The following is a 20,394-nucleotide window of genomic DNA, read 5'->3' on the forward strand; positions in this document are numbered from 1 at the left end:
AGAGCCGGAAAAGCGCTTAAGCGCGGATAAATAGGGGGAAATTCCGATGCGGCGGCCCGCTGTCAAAATCGATCTTCAACGGCTGAAAACGCTTTTGGACGGGGTGAACAGCTTCGGTTTCGACGACGACACCGGAGGCTACAACCGGCCGGGTTTTTCGAAAGCGGACATCGACTGCCGGGAATGGTTCGCAGCCCAGATGGAGGCGGACGGGCTGAGCGTTTCGACGGACTGCGTTATGAACCTGTTCGCTCGCTACGGTCCGGCGGAAGGGCCTTGCATCATGGTGGGCTCGCATACGGACACCGTGGTCAATGGCGGGGCGTTCGATGGCTCGCTCGGGGCATGCGTGGCGCTTGAATGCGTCCGCTGCATGAAGGAGGCGGGGATCGTGCCGCAAACCGCCGTCGAGGTCGTCGTCACTTCGGAAGAGGAAGGCCGTTTCGGCGGTATGCTCGGCTCCCAGACCATCACCGGACAGGTGACGCCGGACTGGGTCGCGCAGGCCAGCGACGCGGAGGGGACACTTCTGAGCGACGCGATGCGCCGGCGGGGTCTGGATCCCCTGGAAATTCCGCAAGCCGCTCGCCCGCCCGGCTCGGTCAAGGCGTTTCTGGAGCTTCATATCGAACAGGGACCCGTTCTGGAAAGAAGCGGGACGCCCATCGGTATTGCCGACCGGGTCTCCGGCGTCTGCTACCTGGAGGTCGAATTCCAGGGTATCGCCAATCATTCGGGCACGACGCCGATGGACCTGCGCTCCGATGCCTTCGCCGGGCTGGCGGAGCTGGCGGTCGCCATTCCGGACATCATCCGGGACAAAGGCACGGGTCAGAGCCGGATCACCATCGGGCACGTGACGCTTACCCCCAATCATCCGCACACGGTCCCGGGTCAGGCTGTCTTCTCGATCATCCTGCGGGATACGTCGGAGGAGATCATGCGCCTGCTGCGCGCCGACCTGGAAGCCCGGGCCACCGGGGTCGCGGCCCGGCATGGTCTGGGCATCAAGATCACGGAAAAGAGCTGGCTGGCGCCGGTGATGCTCGATCCGGATATCGCGGCGAGGCTGGAAGTGCTGGCACAGGCCCATGGGCTGAAGGCGGTGCGAATGCCCTCCGGCGCCGGTCACGATGCCCAGACCATGCAGGCGTTTTGCCCGGCGGGACTGATCTTCGTACCGAGCCGCAACGGGATCAGTCATGCCCCGGAGGAACACAGCGACTGGGAAGACATCGAACAGGGGGCGAACCTGTTCCTTCAGGCGCTGATCGAAATGAGTGCCTGACACATCAGCCTGTCTCCACCGTTCCGATCACGGCCACACAGTCTCCGGTTTTCACGAGGCCGGGGAAATGCCGGGCGGCGACGATGCCGGCTCTTTGCGCGGGGCAATCGCGCGGCGGAACTCCGGTGCGCTCGGTGGACCAGATCCGGGCGATCAGATCGCCCTTTTCGACCATCTCGCCCAGGTCCCTGACCGGTTCGTGCAGACCTTCGGCCTCGGCGAAGTGAAAACAGTCGCTTTTCGGAATGTCGAGCATGAGGCTCGGGCCGAGTTCCGGTTCCCCGCTCAGAATTCCCGCGTGACGCAGGACGTTCCGGACGCCCTTTTTGGCGATCGCGATGGATTTCGCGGTCGCCGTTCCGCCCCCGCCGAGTTCCGTCGTCACGAAGGTCTTGCCTTGCGCCTCGACGGCGGAATCGTACATGCCGACACTGTCGATCTCCAGAAGCATCGCCGAATAAGGCGCGTTGAAGGCCCGCATCGCGGCGACGCAGGCCTCCTGATGGGCCTTGTCCTCCAGTACGTGGGCGGCGGCGAAAGGCAGGAAGTCGAGCGTCTTTCCGCCGGAATGGAAATCGAGAACGATATCCGCCTCCGGGATCAGGACGGTGTTGAAATAATCGGCGATCTTCTCCGTCACGGTCCCGTCGGGACGGCCCGGAAAGGAGCGGTTCAGGTTGCCCTTGTCGATCGGCGAGGTCCGGGAACCGGCCCGGAAGGCGGGATAGTTGAAGGCGGGCACGATAATGACACGGCCCTGAATGTCGTCGGGAGAGAGCGTGAGGGCAAGCTCCTGAAGAGCGACCGGCCCTTCGTATTCGTCGCCGTGATTGGCCCCGGTCAGAAGGGCGGTTGGGCCGTCACCGTTGCGGATGACGGTGGTCGGGATCATCACCGAGCCCCAGGCGCTGTCGTCCCGGCTGTAGGGCAGCTTCAGAAAGCCGTGATGAATACCGTCCTCATTCAGGGGAATGGTGGCGGCAATCGGATTTTGGGCCATTGCTCAGTCCTTCACGAAAAGCTTGCGCGGGACGTTGGCGAGACACTCCGGTCCGTTGACGCCGATGACGATGCTCTCGGTGATTTCGAAGCCCCAGTCTTCCATCCAGAGCCCGGTCATGAAGTGAAAGGTCATGTTCTCTTCCAGCACCGTCTTGTCGCCGGGACGCAGAGACATGGTGCGCTCGCCCCAGTCCGGCGGATAGGAAAGGCCGATGGAGTAGCCGGTCCGGTTGTCCTTGACGATGCCGTATTTTTTCAGGATCGCGAAAAACGCATTGGCGACGTCTTCGCAGAGATTTCCCGCTTTCGCCGCTTCGAGACCGGCCTCCATGCCTTCAAGCACCGCCTTCTCCGCGTCCAGGAAGGCTTGCGTCGGCTTGCCGAGGAAAAGCGTTCTGGAGAGCGGGCAGTGGTAGCGGTTGTGAACCCCGGCCACTTCGAAGAAGGTGCCTTCGCCGCGCTTCATCGGGGCGAAGTCCCAGGTCAGGTGCGGCGCGGCCGCGTCGCTGCCGGAAGGCGTCAGCGGCACGATGGCCGGGTAATCGCCGCCGATGCCGAGTTCCGCGTCGTAGCGCAGGCCCGCGTCGTAGATCTCCGAGACAAGATCGCATTTGCGCAGACCCGGTTCCGCCTTTTCCAGGATGCGGGAATGGATGCGCTCGACGAATTTGCCCGCCTTGCGCATGTAATCCAGTTCCTGCGGCGACTTCACCGCCCGCTGCCAGTTCACCAGCCCGGTCGTGTCCTGAAACCTGGCGTTAGGAAGATGGTTTTGCAGGGAGGCGTAGGCGGCGGCTGAAAACCAGTAATTGTCCATCTCCACGCCGATCCGCTTCGATGACCAGCCGCGCTCCTCGATCCGGGCCGACAGGTAATCCATCGGGTGGCGCTCGGTCGACTGAACATAGTGGTCCGGATAGCCGATGATGTTGTCCGGATGCATGAAGCAGGTCCGGTAGGCTCCCTGTGCATCCTGTCCGCGTCCGTACCAAATCGGCTCGCCCTCTAGGCCAAGCAGAACGGCCTGGTACACGTAGAAGGACCAGCCGTCATAGCCGGTGAGCCAGGCCATGTTCGACGGGTCGGAGACAACGATCACATCGACGCCGGCGCGCTGCATTGCTGCCCGGGTCGAGGCGATCCTGTCGTGATATTCCTGTTTGCTAAAGCGCAGTGTGGGTTCGATCATGGGAGGGGTCCGAGTAAGAGCTAGGTGTTGATCTGTGTGCCTGCGCCGGCTGCGTCCGCCAGGCGGCGGGCGTAGGTGGCAATCGCCGTGTCCTGGACACCGGTGCCGGTCAGGTCCGCGATGGTGATGTCTTCCGCCGTCTTGCGTCCGGGAGATTTACAGGCGGCGATGTCGCCGAGTTCGGCGAATTTTGTGCCGCTCGACACGACCCCGCCGGCAAGCGCATGATGCAGCTCGCCGAGCAATTCGGTCTGGGACTTGCGGTCGGGCACATAGAGATCGGCGCGCGCGAGACAGGCGGGGTCGAGTTCGTTCTTGTGCTCCTGATCGGAGCCCATCGCGGTGATATGCTGGCCGGGCCGCAGCCAGTCCGCCTTGATGAGCGGTTCGGCGCTCGGCGTTGTTGTGACGATGACATCCGCCCGGCCGACCGCCTCGGCGAGGTCTGCGGCTGGTGACACTGCGATACCGAGAAGCTGCCCCATTTCCTCCGCCATGGTCCTGGCCTTGTCGAAGTCCCGCGCCCAGACGGTTGCCTCGGTAATCGGGCGGACGAGGCAAAGCGCCTGCAATTGCAATTTCGCCTGGGTTCCCGCGCCAACGATACAGGCTTTAGAAGCCGTCCCGGCGGCAAGATGCTTCGCGGCGACCGCACCGGCGGCGGCGGTCCGGATATCGGTCAGGTAACCGTTGTCCAGAAACAGGGCTTCGACCATCCCGGTCCTGGCCGAAAACAGCACCATGAGACCCGAGGTGCTTGGAAGGCCGAGTTTCGGATTGTCGAAGAAACCGGGCGACACCTTGATCGCGAAACTTTCCACGCCGGGCACATAGGCGGTCTTGACATCGACCTCGCCATTGACGTCCTCGATTGCCATGGACAGGATCGGCGGCATGACGACGCCACCGTCGGCAAGCGCCTTGAAAGCGTTTTCGACACAGTCGACGGTGTCCATATTGAGCCGCACGAACTGCCGGAGCTGGGTCTCGGACAGGATCTTGATGGCTGGCACGTCAGCCCTCCGCTTGCTGGTCGGAAGCCACATCCACGTCCTCGCCGGAAATGACGCGGTGATGCAGTCTCATGTCGATATTGCAGCCGGAAAGAAGCGCGACCGTCGGCCCCTCTGGCTTCACCTTGCCGGTGGCGAGCGCCGCCATGCAGACGGCGCCAGCTCCTTCCACGATCTGGCGCTCCTGCCAGTAGCCGTGGCGGATACCGGCTGCGATTTCCGCCTCGCTCAACAGGACGACCTTGTCGACCAGGTCGCGCACTGTCTTGAAGGTGTAGCGGTTTGCCAGGCCGATGCCGCCGCCGAGCGAATCCGCAAGCGTCGGCAATTCCGGCACCTGGATCGGGAGCCCGGTGTCCAGGGAGGCGGCCATGGCGGCGCCCCGTTCCATGGACATGCCGATGATCTGAACCTCCGGCCGTCGCGCCTTGATCGCCGATGCGACACCTGAGATGAGCCCGCCACCGGAAAGCTGCACCAGGACGGTGTGGACGTCCGGGACGTCTTCCAGGATTTCCAGCCCGAGCGTGCCTTGTCCGGCGATGATGTCCGGGTGGTCGAAGGGCGGCACGAGGGTCATGCCGTCCTCCGCGACCAGACGGTCGACCTCGATCTGGGCTTCGTCCTGGGACGACCCGACGATCCGAACCTCCGCGCCGAGCGCCTCGATAGCCTCGACCTTGTTCTGTGGCACGAGACGCGACATGCAGATGATGCATCTGACACCGGCCTGCCTGGCGGCATGAGCCAGTCCCCGGCCATGATTGCCGGTCGACACACCAACAACACCCTTGGCCTTGGCGGCTTCGGAAAGCGACAGCACCGCGTTGGCGGCACCGCGCAGCTTGAAACTGCCGGTTTCCTGAAGGTGCTCGAGCTTCAGATAGACCGGAACGCCGCAGAGCTTGCTCAGGCTCTCGGACACGACTGTCGGCGTGCGCCGGATCGTGCCCCCGATGGTGGCCCGCGCACTGGTGAAATCGGCGAGTTCGAAATCCGGACCTGATGTTGCTTCAGCGCTCAACGAGAGCCTCCTGACGGACCATTTCGGTCAGATTGAAATCCGGACAATTTTTCGTCAATCGGAATATTAAATCATGACAATTGTTTTTATCGTGGGCAGGGTCAGAAAATGTGCAGCGCCGGCTCGGGCCGGCTGTGGTAGATGCGGCCAATCAGGTCGAGGCCGTCGGCGCATTGCTCCTCCCCAAGATTGCCGAGGCAGATCCTGATGCCTGGCCTCGGAGTCGCGTCCGGGAGCGCGAAGGCGGAGCCCGGAGCGAGCACGACGCCTTTCTGCCGGGCCTGTTCGACAAAGGCGGTTTCCGGCCACTGGTCGGGCAGGGGCAGCCAGATGTGCAGGCCATTCGGACTGGCGTTGAAGGGGATGTCTTGCAGGATGTCCGCGGCAAGACGATTCCGCCGCGCCAGCGCCGCTCTTTGCCAGGCCAGAAGCTCGTCCGCCGTGCCATCCTCGATCCATTTGGTAGCGATGGCCGCGATAAGCGGTGTGGCGATCCAGTCAGTCGCCAGATGCCGGTTCTCCGCAGCCGGTTCCAGAGTTTCAGGCACGGCCAGGTATCCGATCCGAAGACCCGAGAGAAGGCATTTGGTAAAGCTGGTGAAGTAGAGGGTCCGTTCCGGAGCGAGTGACGCTATGGGAGGCAGGCGCTCCGGCTGCAGCGGCCCCCAGGCATCGTTCTCGACGATCAGGAAATCATGTTTACGGGCAATTTCCGCAAGCGCCTCGCGCCGTTCGAGACTCATCATCAGAGCCATTGGATTGAGGCCGTTGGGCAGAACGAAAAGCGCATCGATCCGGTTGGTGCGGCAATGGCGGTCCAGCATTTCGGGAATGATCCCTTCCGCGTCCTGGGCTATGCCGTGCAGTCTCAGGTCGAGATATCTGGAAAGCCGGATGAGCGGGTGATGGCACATTTCGCCGGATACGACGGTTCCTCCCGGGCCCGCGGCGGTCAGAAGGGCGGTGGTCATGGCCGGGCTGCTGCCGTTGGTGATCAGGACCCGGTCGGGCGGACAGCGAAGACCGCAGCGCGAAAGCCAATCGGCCGCCGCCGCGCGATAGGGGCGCAGGGCGTTCGCCGGCCGGGTGGAAAAGATCGAGGAAGGGGGCAGCGTTTCGGACAGGTCGCGAAGTGCGGCGCTCATCCGGTCCAGATGCATCCGGGAGGAGACCGGTTTCAGATTGGAGAAATCCAGAAGCCGTTCTTCCTGCAGGCTCTGCAGGTAAGGTGCCTGGGTGTCCACAGGCTTGGCGTTCACGAAGGTACCGCGGCCGACATGTCCCTTGATCAGGCCGCGCCGGATCAGTTCGTCGTAAGCGCGGCTGACGGTCTGAACGCTGAGGTCGAGCCTGTGCGCCAGATCGCGGTGCGTCGGCAAACGGTCGCCGGTCTTCAGCTTGCCCGAGTCTATGGCCTTTGCGATCTGGTCCGCAAGGGAGCGATAGGCGGGTCGCCGGAGATTCTGGCCGAATGTGTTCCAAATTGTCATGATTTAATTTTTGCATTTTTCATGACAATTGACAAGCTGCCCCGACTTCCTCATGGTCGCAGCCAACGGCAAACGCGAAAGGGCTGGCCGCACCGTCACGGCTGCCACGGATACCCAGACTTCGAGAGGACAGGATATGCTGCGTAACGACCAGCTCGATCAGTGGGATCGGGAAAACTTCTTTCACCCCTCAACCCATCTTGCCCAGCATGCGCGCGGCGATACGCCGAACCGCATCGTCGAGACCGCGTCCGGCGTCTATATCGAGGATCGGGACGGCAACAAGCTGCTCGATGCCTTTGCCGGCCTCTACTGCGTCAACGTCGGCTACGGGCGCCAGGAGATCGCCGAGGCGATTGCCGAACAGGCGAAGAAGCTCGCCTATTATCACGCCTATGTCGGTCACGGTACCGAAGCCTCGATCACGCTTTCGAAGATGATCCTCGATCGCGCTCCGAAAAACATGTCGAAGGTCTATTTCGGCCTCGGCGGGTCGGATGCCAACGAGACCAATGTCAAGCTGGTCTGGTACTACAACAACATCCTCGGCCGCCCGGAAAAGAAGAAGATCATCTCCCGCTGGCGCGGCTATCACGGATCCGGCCTGATGACCGGCTCGCTGACGGGTCTCGAGCTCTTTCACAAGAAGTTCGACCTGCCTTTCGCCCAGGTGCTGCACACCGTTTCTCCCTATTATTTCCGCCGGGAAGACCTGTCGATGAGCGAGGCGGATTTTGTTGCCCATTGCGCTTCGGAACTCGAGGCGCTGATCGAGCGTGAGGGCGCCGACACGATTGCCGCCTTCATCGGCGAGCCGGCCATGGGAACGGGCGGGCTCGTGCCGCCGCCGGCAGGCTATTGGGAGGCGATCCAGCCGATCCTGAAAAAACACGACATTCTGCTCATCGCCGATGAAGTCGTCACCGGCTTTGGCCGTCTGGGTTCGATGTTCGGCTCCGATCACTATGGCATGGAAGCCGACATCATCACCATCGCCAAGGGATTGACCTCCGCCTACGCGCCGCTTTCCGGCTCCATAGTCGGCAACAGGGTCTGGGATGTGTTGATGAAGGGAACGGACGAGAACGGCCCGATCGGTCACGGCTGGACCTATTCCGCGCACCCGATCGGCGCGGCCGCCGGGGTTGCGAACCTTGAACTCGTTGACAGCCTCGGTCTGGTGGAAAACGCCGGGACGATGGGGGCCTATCTCAAGAAAGCACTAACCGAAGCGCTCGGCGACCATCCGAATGTTGGCGAGATCCGAGGCGAAGGGCTGCTGATCGCCATGGAATTCGTCGAGGACCGGGACACCCGAACCTTCTTCGATCCGTCCCGAAAGGTCGGTCCGTCGGTGGCGACGGAGCTTCTCGGGAACGGCGTCATCGCGCGGGCCATGCCCCAGGGCGACATTCTCGGCTTTGCTCCGCCGCTTTGCCTTACCAAGGATGAGGCGGACGGGATCGTGGCCGCAACGAAGAAAAGCGTCGAAGCAGTGCTTTGCAGCAGGTGACGACGACCGTGATCCATCTGAGGGTTCAAAGGCCGTCAGATGGGTCCCGGAGGTCTTGATGGGCATACGGACCGGTGCGTCAATCACCGCCCGGGCCCGGCCGCTCGAACGGCGGCCGTTCGCAGAGAGGCTCTTTGCCCGCGCAAAGCCGGGCCGGTCACCGCTTCTTTTCTGAACGAGGAACCGGATGTCAATCGAGGGGAGGCACTCGGTTGTGCGTAGGGGTAGATGCACAATGGTGAATATTAAGGAGAGAGAGTAAAAAGCAAAGCAGAAGAAATTAAGTAAAAACAAGAAATAAAAAAACCGAGAAAATTTATCATTGTCGCAGATTTGGAAAACTTAAGGAGAAGATTGAAGTAAAAAATTACTTAAAATTGAATATATCTTTTTCAGAAGGTGAAAGAACGAGAAGCAACTTCAGAATTATGCATAAAAATTCAATATACAAGAATATAGATTAAGTAAAATAAAAATATACATATAATTTAGAATAATTTTTAATTAACAAAATCAGGTGGAGGATTGAGAAAGCGCGGGATATGTTTGTAGTTTTCAAATTCAACTTACGTTGAATTTGAATAACAAAAGTTGTTAGACATTTCATGCGCCTCGTGAGGAGAGCGGAGCTGAGGAGCATGTCGTCATGTTGAAAAATATCAAAATTGTCACCAAAGTCTTTGGAGGTTTTGGGGTTATACTAATCTTGCTTCTCGTGATTGGGGCAACCGGCGTTTTCAACTTAAATAGCGGTAATGACAACTTTAAAAGATATCGTTCCATCGCCCTGCAAACCAACCAGGCAGGACGCGTTCAGGCCAATCTTCTGGAGGCAAGGCTTGCGGTCAAGGACTTCATTATCAATGCGTCCGGGGAGGCCGTGGCATCTGTCAAGGAACGGGCTTCGAGAACGCTGGAGCTGAACGAAGAACTCCTGGGAATGACCAGCAGCGCGGAAAAACAGGCAGTCGCCGAGGAAGCTGCCGGGAGCTTGAAGCGCTATATCGAAGCCTTTGACCAAGTGACGGAACTTCAGTCCAAGCGGAACGAGCTGGTCCTGAACACCCTGGACACCACCGGCCCTGAGATTGAGCGTAAGCTCACGGAAATCATGAGAAGCGCTTACGAGGATAACGACGCCGATGCCGCGTTTCGGGCAGGGACCGTACAGCGCAATCTGCTTCTGATGCGTCTTTACGCCACCAAGTTCCTCGTGACGAATGAAGCGGCGGCCTATGATCGTGTGCTCAAGGAAGCGGCCGAAATGAGCGAGAACCATCAGGCCATGCTCGACGGGTTGCAGAACCGGAACCGCCGGCAGCTTGCGCAGGAAGTCGCAACTCTCCAGAAAACCTACGTGGACGCCTTCAGGGAGGTGAACGGCACGATCAATGCACGCAACGCCATCATCTCCGGAACGCTCGACGCCATCGGGCCGAAGGTCGCGTCCGAAATGGAAAACCTCAAACTCGCCATCAAGCAGGAACAGGACATCCTGGGGCCCAAAACCAGTGCGTCCATGGATTTCGCCGTGAAAGCCGGCCTGGTCGTGTCCTTCGTCAGTCTTGTGATCGGGCTCCTGGCCGCGTGGTTCATCGGCATGGGCATTTCCCGCCCGATCAAGGCCATTACCACTGCGATGAAAGACCTTGCCAATGGCGACAAGACGATTGAAATCCCGGGACAGGACCACAAGGACGAAATCGGCGACATGGCCGAGGCGGTCCATGTTTTCAAGGAAAACATGATAAAGGCGGAAGAACTGTCCGCCAATGAGGCGCAGGCCGCGAAGCTCCGCGAGGAGCGTGCGCGGCGGATCGAAGAGATCACGCAAACCTTCGACGCCAGCGTTTCCGAGCTTCTGGGGACCGTTGCCGGAGCGGCAACGGAAATGGAAAGCACGGCAAGCTCCATGTCCGAAATCGCCAACGACACGAACGAACGCGCGACGACGGTGGCCAGCGCCGCCGAACAGGCTTCCGCGAACGTTCAAACGGTTGCGTCGGCCACGGAAGAACTGACCAGCTCCATTCAGGAGATCGCGCGCCAGGTCGATCAGTCGTCGAAGATTGCCGGCAACGCCGTCGGTCAGGCCGAACGGACCGACAAGCAGGTTCAGGGCCTCGCGATGGCGGCTCAGAAAATCGGCGACGTCGTCAGCCTGATTTCCGCGATCGCCGAACAGACCAACCTTCTTGCGCTGAATGCCACCATCGAGGCCGCACGGGCGGGAGAGGCCGGAAAAGGTTTTGCGGTCGTTGCCTCGGAAGTGAAGGAGCTTGCGAGCCAGACCGCGAAAGCCACCGAGGAGATCGGTCTGCAGATCGAGAATATCCAGACGGAAACCGACGAAGCTGTCGGGGCGATCCAGGAGATCACCAAGACGATCGAGGAGATCAATGAAATTGCCGCCGGCATTGCGTCGGCGGTGGAAGAGCAGACCTCCGCGACCGGCGAAATCGCGCGCAATGTCGAGCAGGCTGCCGTCGGCACCCAGGAAGTCAGCGGCAATATTCTGCAGGTCACCCGGGCGGCAAGCGAGACCGGTACCGCGGCGACGCAAGTGACGTCGGTTGCCGGTGAACTCAGCACCAGATCGGAACAGCTCAAGGCTCAGGTCGAGCAGTTTCTTTCCGAGGTCCGCGCAGCCTAGGTGCGTCTTCCTTCCGCTTGAAAGGAAGGGACGGGTTCCCCTGGCTTCGGCAGTCGGCCGCCGTGGTGCGCGCAAAGGCCAGCTGCCTCCCCTTGTCCGGATCAGCCTGCTTTCATGTGGCATCGCATGAGAGCAGGTTGTTTCTTTTCAAAGGGGGCTCCGGTAGGCACGCAAGCGCCGCGGGCATGCGGGTCATGGTCGTATTTTCCAGGTCCAGCCATCAGCCGGACAGCAGACCCGCAATCTCGTCTTCCGCCAGAAGTGCCTCGCCGTTGGCGCGGATATAGTCCAGAACCCGGCTGAGCGCAGGGTTGGGCGTGATGTCGGAGCGGTGCAGGACGAACCAGTGGCGGATGATCGGCAGGCTGTCGGCCCTGAGGAGAGACAGCCGCTTCGATTTCAACTCTTCAATCACCGTATGCGCGGAAATGAGCGCGATTCCGAGCCCGGCGATGACCGCCTGCTTGATCGACTCGTTCGATTCCATTTCCGTGTAGGTGAACGGCTGTCCATCCCCGATCCGGTCCAGAAAGCGCATGGCGAGAATACGGGTCCCCGAACCGGGCTCGCGCATGATGAAATGCTGCGAAAGAATGTCCTGGACTTCGGCCTGCTGTCCCCGGGCGAGAGGGTGACCGGGCTCCGCGATCAGGACATGCGGATGGTCGCCGATGCTGTAGGCGGTCACCTCCGGCTGACGGGGCGGACGCCCCATGATCGCCAGATCGATCCGGCCTGTGTCCAGGTCCGAGATGATCCGGTCCCGGTTGCCGACCTGGAGCACAACGTTGATGTCCGGATAGTTGCGCCGGAGCCGGGCGACGATCGATGGCGCGAAATACTTGCCGGTGCTGACCACGCCGAGGACGACGCGCCCTGCCATACCTTTTTTCATGGCTTCGATAAGGTCGACCGCCTTGCCCAGGGCCGACCGGGATGTCTCGAAGGCGTCCAGAAGGGCCGCGCCGGCGACGGTTGCCTCGAAATTGCCGTTGCGGGCGCGGTTAACCAGCGGACAGCCGAAATTCTCCTCCAGTACCTTGAGCTGCGTATGCACGGCGGGCGGCGTCAGCCCCAGCAGATCCGCGGAACTGCTGATGCTGCCAGTTTTTACGACAGCGCTGAGCGCGCGCAACTGTTTGAATGTGATGGTATTTATCAGGCTCATTCAATTTTTTTTAATGACGGTTACAAAGTTTTAAATTCAGTTTACAGGCTAAAACCTGAATATCAAGGTCAGCCCACAAGGACGGGAGGCCTTGATGACCGCGACACAACTGGCGATTCAGCCTGACAAAATTCCGGAAGACTTTTTTGCGGTGCTGGATGCCCTGTGCCGGGTCGCCGGTGAGCTTTCCAGGACGATTGCCATGGGGCCGCTGGCGGGCGGCCTGGGGGCCGAGGTCGGTCAGAACACGGACGGCGACACCCAAAAGGCGCTGGACGTCCAGGCGGACGATGCCTTCCGCCTCGCGCTCAAGGGCGCCGGTGTCCGCTGGTATGCCTCCGAGGAACAGGACGAGATCCTGGAAATCGATCCCGCCGGAGGCTTCGCGCTTGCGATCGATCCTCTGGACGGGTCTTCGAATATCGATGTCAACGTCTCGATCGGCACCATCGTTTCGGTGTTTGACGCGAAGGCGACCGCCGAGGCCTCCTTCCTCCGGCCTGCCAAGGAACAGCTCGCGGCCGCCTATTTCATCTACGGACCGCAGACCGCACTCATTCTGACCTTCGGCTCCGGCGTGCTCTACTTCGTGCTCGACCCGGTGGAGCGTGTCTTCAGGCTGGCCAACGCCCATCTCGCGATCCCCGAGACCGCCAGCGAGTTCGCGATCAACGCATCGAACTACCGCCACTGGTCGAAGCCGGTCCGCGCCTACATCGACGACTGCCTCGCCGGTATCGAGGGGCCGCGCGCCAAGAATTTCAACATGCGCTGGGTGGCGTCGCTGGTCGCCGAGACCCACCGGATCCTGACCCGCGGCGGCATCTTTCTTTATCCCGGCGACAGCCGGCCCGGCTACGAGAACGGCCGCCTGAGGATGGTCTACGAGTGCGCCCCGATTGCCTTCCTCGTGGAACAGGCCGGCGGCAAGGCGACCACGGGCACGGAGCGGCTTCTCGACCAGACCGCCCGGGAACTGCATCAGCGTACGCCATTCGTCTTCGGCTCGGCCGACAAGGTCGACCGGGTCGCGGTCTATCACGACCTGCCCGACCAGGAAGTCTCCGCGCTGTTCGGCTCGCGCGGCCTGTTCCGGGCCTGAGGTCGTTCTCCGCAAGTGCGGAAAACAGGAAATTTGAGGAAACGCAATGTCCAAGAAACATCCGATCATCTCGGTGACCGGCTCTTCGGGAGCGGGCACGACGACGGTCAAGAGCACGTTCGACCAGATCTTCCGCAGGGAAGGGATCAAGACCGTTTCGATCGAAGGCGACGCGTTCCACCGCTATGACCGCGCCGCGATGAAACAGGAACTCGAGGCGCGCAAGGCGGCCGGAGATGAGACCTTCAGCCATTTCAGCTACGACGCAAACGAACTGCAAAAGCTGGAGCAGGTCTTCCGCATCTACGGCGAGACGGGCACCGGCGAGACCCGCCATTATGTCCACGACGAGGAGGAAGCGGAGCGCTATGGCGCGGGGCTTGGAACCTTCACTTCATGGGCTCCGTTCGAGAGCGGTTCGGACCTTCTCTTCTACGAAGGCCTGCACGGCGCAGTCGTCAACGAGACGGTAAACCTGTCCGCCCTTGCCGACCTGAAGATCGGCGTCGTACCGGTCATCAACCTGGAATGGATCCAGAAGATCCATCGGGACAAGGCGCGCCGCGGTTATACGACGGAGGCGGTCACCGACACGATTCTCAGGCGCATGCATGCCTATGTGCATTGCATCTGCCCGCAATTCACCGAGACGGACATCAACTTCCAGCGCGTGCCGGTGGTCGACACCTCCAACCCCTTCATCGCCCGCTGGATCCCGACCCCTGACGAGAGCCTTGTGGTCATCCGGTTCAAGAACCCGCGCGGCATCGACTTCGCCTATCTCCAGGCCATGATCCACGACAGCTGGATGACCAGGGCCAATTCCCTCGTCATTCCGGGCGGCAAGATGGATCTGGCGATGCAGCTCATTTTCACGCCGATGATCCTCCGCCTCGTCGGCGAATCCAAGCGCGCCTGAAGGACACAGCCATGAACGTTCATTCCGTCACGCAGTCGACCGAAACCCAAATGGCGAACGCCGTCAGGGCCCTGGCCATGGATGCGGTTCAGGCCGCCAACTCCGGTCACCCGGGCGCGCCGATGGGGCTCGCCGATGTCGCGACCGTGCTCTTCAACCGCTTCATCACCATCGACCCGGCCGCGCATACCTGGCCGGACCGCGACCGCTTCGTTCTGAGCGCCGGTCATGCCTCGATGCTGATCTACGCGCTCAATCACCTGCTCGGCTATGACGACATGGACGCCGGGCAGCTCAAGAACTTCCGCCAGCTCGGTGCGCGCACGGCCGGCCATCCGGAATACGGGCATGCCAAGGGGATCGAAACGACCACCGGGCCGCTGGGCCAGGGCATCGCCACCGCCGTCGGCATGGCGCTGGCGGAGCGGATGCACAACGCGCGCTTCGGCGACAAGCTTGTCGACCATTTCACCTATGTGCTCGCCGGTGACGGTTGCCTCATGGAGGGCATCAGCCACGAGGCGATCGATCTGGCCGGTCATCTCGGTCTGGGCCGCCTGATCGTTTTCTGGGACGACAACAAGATCACCATCGACGGGCCCACGGATCTCTCCACATCGATGGATCAGATGAAGCGGTTCGAGGCCGCCGGCTGGCAGGTTCTGGAGGTGGACGGCCACGACCCGGAGGCCATCGCCAAGGTGATCGGCAAGGCACGCGCCGAGAACGGCATGCCCTCGCTGATCGCGTGCCGCACGGTGATCGGGAAGGGCGCTCCCAACAAGGCGGGCAGCCACAAGGTTCACGGCAGTCCCCTCGGCGACGAGGAGATAGCCGAGGCGCGCAAGGCCATGGACTGGCCCTATGAGCCCTTCGAGATCCCGGGGCCGGTCAAGGCTGCCTGGGAGGAAGTCGCGGAACGTGGCCGGCATGCCCGTGTGGCCTGGCAGGATCGTCTGGCGGCCCACCCGGATAAAGCCGCCTTCGAGGCTTCCCTGTCGGGTCCTGATGCCGGTGCGCTTTCCCGCGCAATCAACGCTCACAAGAAAAACCTGAGCGCGGAAGCCGCGAAGCTCGCGACCCGCGCGGCCTCCGAAAAGGCTCTGGAGGTCCTCAACGCAACCTTGCCGAACACCATCGGCGGTTCCGCCGATCTGACCGGATCGAACAACACGAGGACGAGCGGCATGCGTCCCGTCCAGCGTGGCGATTACGGTGGCGATTACATTCACTACGGCATCCGCGAACACGGCATGGCCGCGGCCATGAACGGCATCGCGCTCCATGGCGGCTTCTTCGCCTATGGTGGCACCTTCCTGGTCTTCGCGGATTACTGCCGCCCCGCCATAAGGCTCTCCGCCCTCATGGGGGTGCCGGTTGCCTATGTCATGACCCACGATTCCATCGGTCTCGGCGAGGATGGCCCGACGCACCAGCCGGTCGAAACGCTGGCATCCCTGAGAGCCATGCCGAACCTCACCGTCATTCGCCCGGCGGATGCGATCGAGACCGCCGAGGCCTGGGAAATAGCGGCGACCTCGAAGGACTGTCCGACTGTGCTTTGCCTCTCCCGGCAGGGATTGCCGTCGGTCCGCCCCGACCATACGGACGAAAACAGGACCGGTCGTGGCGCCTATGTCCTGCGGGAGACGGAGGGTGACCGCCACGTCACACTGATCGCGTCCGGTTCGGAAGTCGAGATTGCTCTGAACGCTGCCGACCTTCTGGCATTGAACGGCATCAAGGCCGCCGTCGTTTCGGCGCCCTCCTTCGAACTCTTCGAAAAGCAGAACGCCGCCTATCGGGCCGCGGTGCTCGGATCGGCCCCGCGCGTCGGCGTGGAAGCCGCCGTCCGCCAGGGCTGGGACGCCCTGATCGGGTCGGACGGGGCGTTTGTCGGCATGACAAGCTTCGGCGCTTCGGCGCCGGCTCCGGATCTTTACCGTCATTTCGGCATCACACCGGTCGCCGTCGCCAATGCGGCGAAAGAGCTTCTCTAACCAGCCGCCAGAGACAACCGCCAGTCACACACGTTGAGGAGAAACATCATGGCGCTCATCACACTCCGTCAGTTGCTGGATCACGCCGCCGAGAGCGGCTACGGCGTGCCAGCCTTCAATATCAACAATATGGAACAGGGACTTGCGATCCTGAAGGCGGCTGCCGGCTGCGACGCTCCCGTCATTCTGCAGGCCAGCCGGGGCGCGCGTTCCTACGCAGGTGACATCATGCTGCGCAACATGGTGTCCGCCCTTGCCGAAATGCATCCCGACATTCCCATCGTGATGCATCAGGACCACGGCAACAACGAAGCCACCTGCCTGTCCGCGATCCGTCACGGCTTCACCTCGGTGATGATGGACGGCTCGCTCGAAGAGGACATGAAGACCCCGGCAAGCTACGACTATAATGTCGACATCACCCGCCGTGTGACGGAGGCCGCCCATGCGGTCGGCGCTTCGGTCGAAGGCGAACTGGGTGTGCTCGGCTCGCTTGAAACCGGCGAGGCAGGGGAGGAAGACGGCTCGGGTGCCGAGGGCAAGCTCAGCCACGACCAGCTTCTGACCGCCCCGGACCAGGCCGTCGATTTCGTGCTCGCCACCAAATGCGACGCGCTGGCGATTGCCTGCGGCACCAGCCACGGGGCCTACAAGTTCAGCCGCAAACCCGATGGCGACATCCTGTCGATGGCGACCATCGAGGCGATCCACCGGAACCTGCCGTCGACCCATCTGGTCATGCACGGGTCGAGTTCCGTTCCCCAGTATCTGCAGGATCTCATCAACGGGAACGGCGGCGACATGCCCCAGACCTACGGGGTGCCGGTCGAGGAGATCGAGCGGGGCATCAAGATGGGTGTGCGCAAGGTCAACATCGATACGGACTGCCGCATGGCGATGACCGGACAGTTCCGCAAGCTGGCGAAGGACAAGCCGGCCGAATTCGATCCGCGCAAATTCATGATCCCGGCCATGAAGGAACTGGAAGACCTCTGCCGGGATCGCTTCGAGCGTTTCGGCACCGCCGGCCAGGCCGGCAAGATCAAGCCGGTTTCTCTCGACGACATGGCCAAGCGCTACGCATCCGGCGCTCTCGACCCGGACGTCGCGACTTCCCGCGCCGCCTGATCCGAAAAACAAGGAGACAGACCCATGAACAAGGTGAGCACGCCCAAGGAAATCAAAGGCAAGGAACGCTACAAGGCCGGTGTCCTGAAATACGCCCAGATGGGCTATTGGGACGGCGACTACGAGCCGAAGGACACTGATGTCCTGGCGCTTTTCCGCATCACGCCGCAGGAAGGGGTCGATCCGATCGAGGCCGCCGCCGCCGTTGCCGGTGAAAGTTCCACGGCGACCTGGACGGTCGTCTGGACGGACAGGCTGACGGCCTGCGACAGCTACCGCGCCAAGGCCTACCGGGTCGAACCGGTGCCGAACCAGGAAGGCCAGTATTTCGCCTATGTCGCCTATGACCTGATCCTGTTCGAGGAAGGCTCCATCGCCAATCTGACCGCGTCGATCATCGGCAACGTGTTCTCGTTCAAGCCGCTGAAGGCCGCCCGGCTGGAAGACATGCGCTTTCCCGTGGCCTACGTGAAGACGTACGCCGGTCCGCCAACCGGTCTGATTGTGGAACGCGAGCGTCTCGACAAGTTCGGCAAGCCGCTCCTGGGCGCGACCACCAAGCCCAAGCTCGGTCTCTCCGGCAAGAACTACGGCCGCGTGGTTTACGAGGGCCTGAAGGGCGGTCTCGACTTCATGAAGGACGACGAGAACATCAACTCCCAGCCCTTCATGCATTGGCGCGACCGGTTCCTCTACTGCATGGAAGCGGTCAACAAGGCGAGTGCTGAGACCGGCGAGGTCAAGGGGCACTACCTCAACATCACCGCCGGCACCATGGAAGAGATGTATGCCCGCGCCGAATTCGCCAAGGAACTCGGATCGGTGATCGTCATGGTCGACCTGATCATCGGCTGGACGGCAATCCAGTCGATCAGCAAATGGTGCCGGGACAACAATATGATCCTGCACATGCACCGGGCCGGCCACGGCACCTACACGCGCCAGAAGAACCACGGCATCTCGTTCCGCGTGATTGCGAAATGGCTGCGCCTGGCCGGCGTCGACCATCTTCACTGCGGCACCGCCGTCGGCAAGCTGGAAGGCGATCCGCTGACCGTGCAGGGCTATTACAATGTCTGCCGCGAGACCTACAATCAGGTCGACCTGCCGCGCGGGATTTTCTTCGAGCAGGACTGGGCCGACCTGAAGAAGGTCATGCCGGTGGCCTCCGGCGGCATTCATGCGGGGCAGATGCACCAGCTCATCGATCTCTTCGGAGACGATGTCGTCCTGCAGTTCGGCGGCGGCACCATCGGCCACCCGATGGGCATCCAGGCCGGCGCGACCGCCAACCGTGTCGCGCTGGAGGCCATGGTCCTTGCGCGCAACGAAGGCCGGGACATCAAGAACGAAGGTCCGGAAATCCTGCGCGAGGCCGCCAAGTGGTGCAAGCCGCTCGAAGCCGCGCTCGATACCTGGGGCAACATCACCTTCAACTACACCTCGACCGACACATCGGACTTCGTGCCGACCGAAACCGTCGCAATCTAAGGAGACGAGACCATGCGGATCACACAAGGATGCTTTTCGTTCCTGCCGGATCTGGACGACGTGCAGATCACCGCGCAGATCGAATATTGCCTCGACAAGGAGTGGGCGATCGGCGTCGAGTTCACCTACGACCCCCACCCGAGGAACACCTATTGGGAAATGTGGGGCAACCCCATGTTCGACCTGAGGGATGCCAAGGGCGTGATGATGGAACTCGACGAGTGCCGCAAGGCGCATCCGGACGCCTACATCCGGATCAACGCCTTCGACGACGAGCGCGGCATTGAATCGGTGAAGATGAGTTTCATCGTCAACCGGCCCGCCGAAGAGCCGAAGATCCACATGCAGCGGACCGACTTTGTCGACCGCGCGCAGAAATACGCCTGGGACGTGCGCTACTGAGCGACCCGGCAAAGGCCATGCGCCCCCAAGTCTTCCCGGGGGACGCATGGCCTCATTTTCAGGAGACAGGACCGATGACACAAGAGAGCGAAACCGGCCATCCGGCGACCGTCGACCTTGCCGCCGAATACGAGGCTTCGGGCGTCGGCGAGGTGATGCGGGAGCTCGACGAGGCGCTCATCGGGCTTGCTCCGGTCAAGCAGCGCATCCGCGAGACGGCGGCCCTGCTGCTGGTCGACAAGGCCCGCCGCGACATGGGCCTCGCGCAGGATACGCCGACGCTTCACATGAGCTTCACCGGCAATCCCGGCACGGGCAAGACAACGGTCGCCAGGATGATGTCCGGTCTGCTTCACCGCCTTGGCTATGTGCGCAAGGGTCACCTGGTGACCGTCACGCGCGACGATCTCGTCGGCCAGTACATCGGCCACACGGCGCCCAAGACCAAGGAAGTCCTGAAGAAGGCGATGGGCGGGGTGCTCTTCATCGACGAGGCCTATTACCTCTACAAGCCCGACAACGAGCGCGACTACGGCCAGGAAGCCATCGAGATCCTGTTGCAGGTGATGGAAAACAACCGCGACGATCTCGTGGTCATCATGGCCGGCTACGCGGACAAGATGGACAAGTTCTTTTCCGCCAATCCCGGCTTCCGCTCCCGCATCGCGCACCACATCGACTTCCCCGACTACACGGACGAGGAACTCCTGAAGATCGCGAAGTCCATGCTGGATCACCAGAATTACGGCCTCGACGAGGCTGCTGCGAAGGCACTTGCCGAATACATCACCTTGCGGCGTCGGCAACCCCATTTCGCCAATGCGCGCTCGATCCGCAACGCGCTCGACCGCGCCCGTCTGCGCCAGGCCAACCGTCTGTTCAGCGAAGCGAAAGGCCCGCTCGATGCGGCCGCGCTCTCGACCATTTGCGAACCGGACATCCGGGCAAGCCGGGTCTTTAAAGGCGGGCTCGATGTCGACCGGGCCGCGCGGCCGCAAGCGGCCGAATGAAG

16 protein-coding genes are annotated in these 20,394 nt (G+C 61.8%); 10 read left to right on the forward strand and 6 right to left on the reverse strand.

Annotated features, from left to right (window positions below; genetic code table 11):
• Nucleotides 1-46 precede the first annotated feature (46 nt).
• A complete protein-coding gene (locus JF539_RS21570; protein WP_207142795.1) occupies nucleotides 47-1,288 on the forward strand; it encodes a Zn-dependent hydrolase in 1,242 nt (413 codons plus the stop codon).
• 4 nt (nucleotides 1,289-1,292) lie between these two features.
• Here the strand turns inward: JF539_RS21570 and doeB are convergent, their stop codons facing one another.
• The 5 genes from doeB to JF539_RS21595 form a co-directional block, all read right to left on the reverse strand.
• Complete coding sequence (doeB, locus tag JF539_RS21575; RefSeq protein WP_207142796.1) at nucleotides 1,293-2,288, reverse strand: N(2)-acetyl-L-2,4-diaminobutanoate deacetylase DoeB; 996 nt, start codon at nucleotides 2,286-2,288, stop codon at nucleotides 1,293-1,295.
• A gap of 3 nt (nucleotides 2,289-2,291) precedes the next feature.
• Nucleotides 2,292-3,476 (reverse strand): ectoine hydrolase DoeA, encoded by a 1,185-nt coding sequence (doeA, locus tag JF539_RS21580; protein ID WP_328809290.1) that lies wholly within the window; start codon nucleotides 3,474-3,476, stop codon nucleotides 2,292-2,294.
• 23 nt (nucleotides 3,477-3,499) lie between these two features.
• Nucleotides 3,500-4,492: a cyclodeaminase gene (locus tag JF539_RS21585; RefSeq protein ID WP_207142798.1), complete on the reverse strand. Its 993-nt coding sequence runs from the start codon at nucleotides 4,490-4,492 to the stop codon at nucleotides 3,500-3,502.
• Nucleotide 4,493: 1 nt separating this feature from the next.
• Nucleotides 4,494-5,516, reverse strand: a complete 1,023-nt coding sequence (eutB, locus tag JF539_RS21590) for a hydroxyectoine utilization dehydratase EutB (RefSeq protein WP_207142799.1) — start codon at nucleotides 5,514-5,516, stop codon at nucleotides 4,494-4,496.
• 101 nt (nucleotides 5,517-5,617) lie between these two features.
• Nucleotides 5,618-7,006, reverse strand: coding sequence for a PLP-dependent aminotransferase family protein (locus tag JF539_RS21595; protein WP_207142800.1), 1,389 nt, complete (start codon nucleotides 7,004-7,006; stop codon nucleotides 5,618-5,620).
• 136 nt (nucleotides 7,007-7,142) lie between these two features.
• Between JF539_RS21595 and JF539_RS21600 the strand changes: the two genes are divergently transcribed.
• Nucleotides 7,143-8,519: an aspartate aminotransferase family protein gene (locus tag JF539_RS21600; RefSeq protein WP_207142801.1), complete on the forward strand. Its 1,377-nt coding sequence runs from the start codon at nucleotides 7,143-7,145 to the stop codon at nucleotides 8,517-8,519.
• A gap of 646 nt (nucleotides 8,520-9,165) precedes the next feature.
• Nucleotides 9,166-11,172, forward strand: a complete 2,007-nt coding sequence (locus JF539_RS21605; RefSeq protein ID WP_207142802.1) for a HAMP domain-containing methyl-accepting chemotaxis protein — start codon at nucleotides 9,166-9,168, stop codon at nucleotides 11,170-11,172.
• A 220-nt stretch (nucleotides 11,173-11,392) separates the two neighbouring features.
• Here JF539_RS21605 and JF539_RS21610 read toward each other — a convergent pair whose 3' ends face one another.
• A complete protein-coding gene (locus JF539_RS21610; protein ID WP_207142803.1) occupies nucleotides 11,393-12,340 on the reverse strand; it encodes a LysR family transcriptional regulator in 948 nt (315 codons plus the stop codon).
• Between the two features lie 94 nt (nucleotides 12,341-12,434).
• Here JF539_RS21610 and JF539_RS21615 point away from each other — a divergent pair, with 94 nt between their 5' ends.
• The 7 genes from JF539_RS21615 (at nucleotide 12,435) to cbbX (ending at nucleotide 20,392) form a co-directional block, all read left to right on the forward strand.
• Nucleotides 12,435-13,442 (forward strand): class 1 fructose-bisphosphatase, encoded by a 1,008-nt coding sequence (locus JF539_RS21615; protein WP_207142804.1) that lies wholly within the window; start codon nucleotides 12,435-12,437, stop codon nucleotides 13,440-13,442.
• A 46-nt stretch (nucleotides 13,443-13,488) separates the two neighbouring features.
• A complete protein-coding gene (locus JF539_RS21620) occupies nucleotides 13,489-14,361 on the forward strand; it encodes a phosphoribulokinase (RefSeq protein WP_207142805.1) in 873 nt (290 codons plus the stop codon).
• 11 nt (nucleotides 14,362-14,372) lie between these two features.
• A complete protein-coding gene (tkt, locus tag JF539_RS21625; protein WP_207142806.1) occupies nucleotides 14,373-16,361 on the forward strand; it encodes a transketolase in 1,989 nt (662 codons plus the stop codon).
• A gap of 48 nt (nucleotides 16,362-16,409) precedes the next feature.
• Nucleotides 16,410-17,489: a class II fructose-bisphosphate aldolase gene (fba, locus tag JF539_RS21630; RefSeq protein WP_207142807.1), complete on the forward strand. Its 1,080-nt coding sequence runs from the start codon at nucleotides 16,410-16,412 to the stop codon at nucleotides 17,487-17,489.
• A gap of 24 nt (nucleotides 17,490-17,513) precedes the next feature.
• Nucleotides 17,514-18,980: a form I ribulose bisphosphate carboxylase large subunit gene (locus JF539_RS21635; RefSeq protein WP_207142808.1), complete on the forward strand. Its 1,467-nt coding sequence runs from the start codon at nucleotides 17,514-17,516 to the stop codon at nucleotides 18,978-18,980.
• A 12-nt stretch (nucleotides 18,981-18,992) separates the two neighbouring features.
• Nucleotides 18,993-19,382, forward strand: coding sequence for a ribulose bisphosphate carboxylase small subunit (locus JF539_RS21640; RefSeq protein WP_207142809.1), 390 nt, complete (start codon nucleotides 18,993-18,995; stop codon nucleotides 19,380-19,382).
• 74 nt (nucleotides 19,383-19,456) lie between these two features.
• Complete coding sequence (cbbX, locus tag JF539_RS21645) at nucleotides 19,457-20,392, forward strand: CbbX protein (protein ID WP_207142810.1); 936 nt, start codon at nucleotides 19,457-19,459, stop codon at nucleotides 20,390-20,392.
• Nucleotides 20,393-20,394: the final 2 nt, after the last annotated feature.

It is taken from the genome of Roseibium aggregatum (assembly GCF_017309185.1).
Lineage (GTDB): Bacteria > Pseudomonadota > Alphaproteobacteria > Rhizobiales > Stappiaceae > Roseibium > Roseibium aggregatum_B.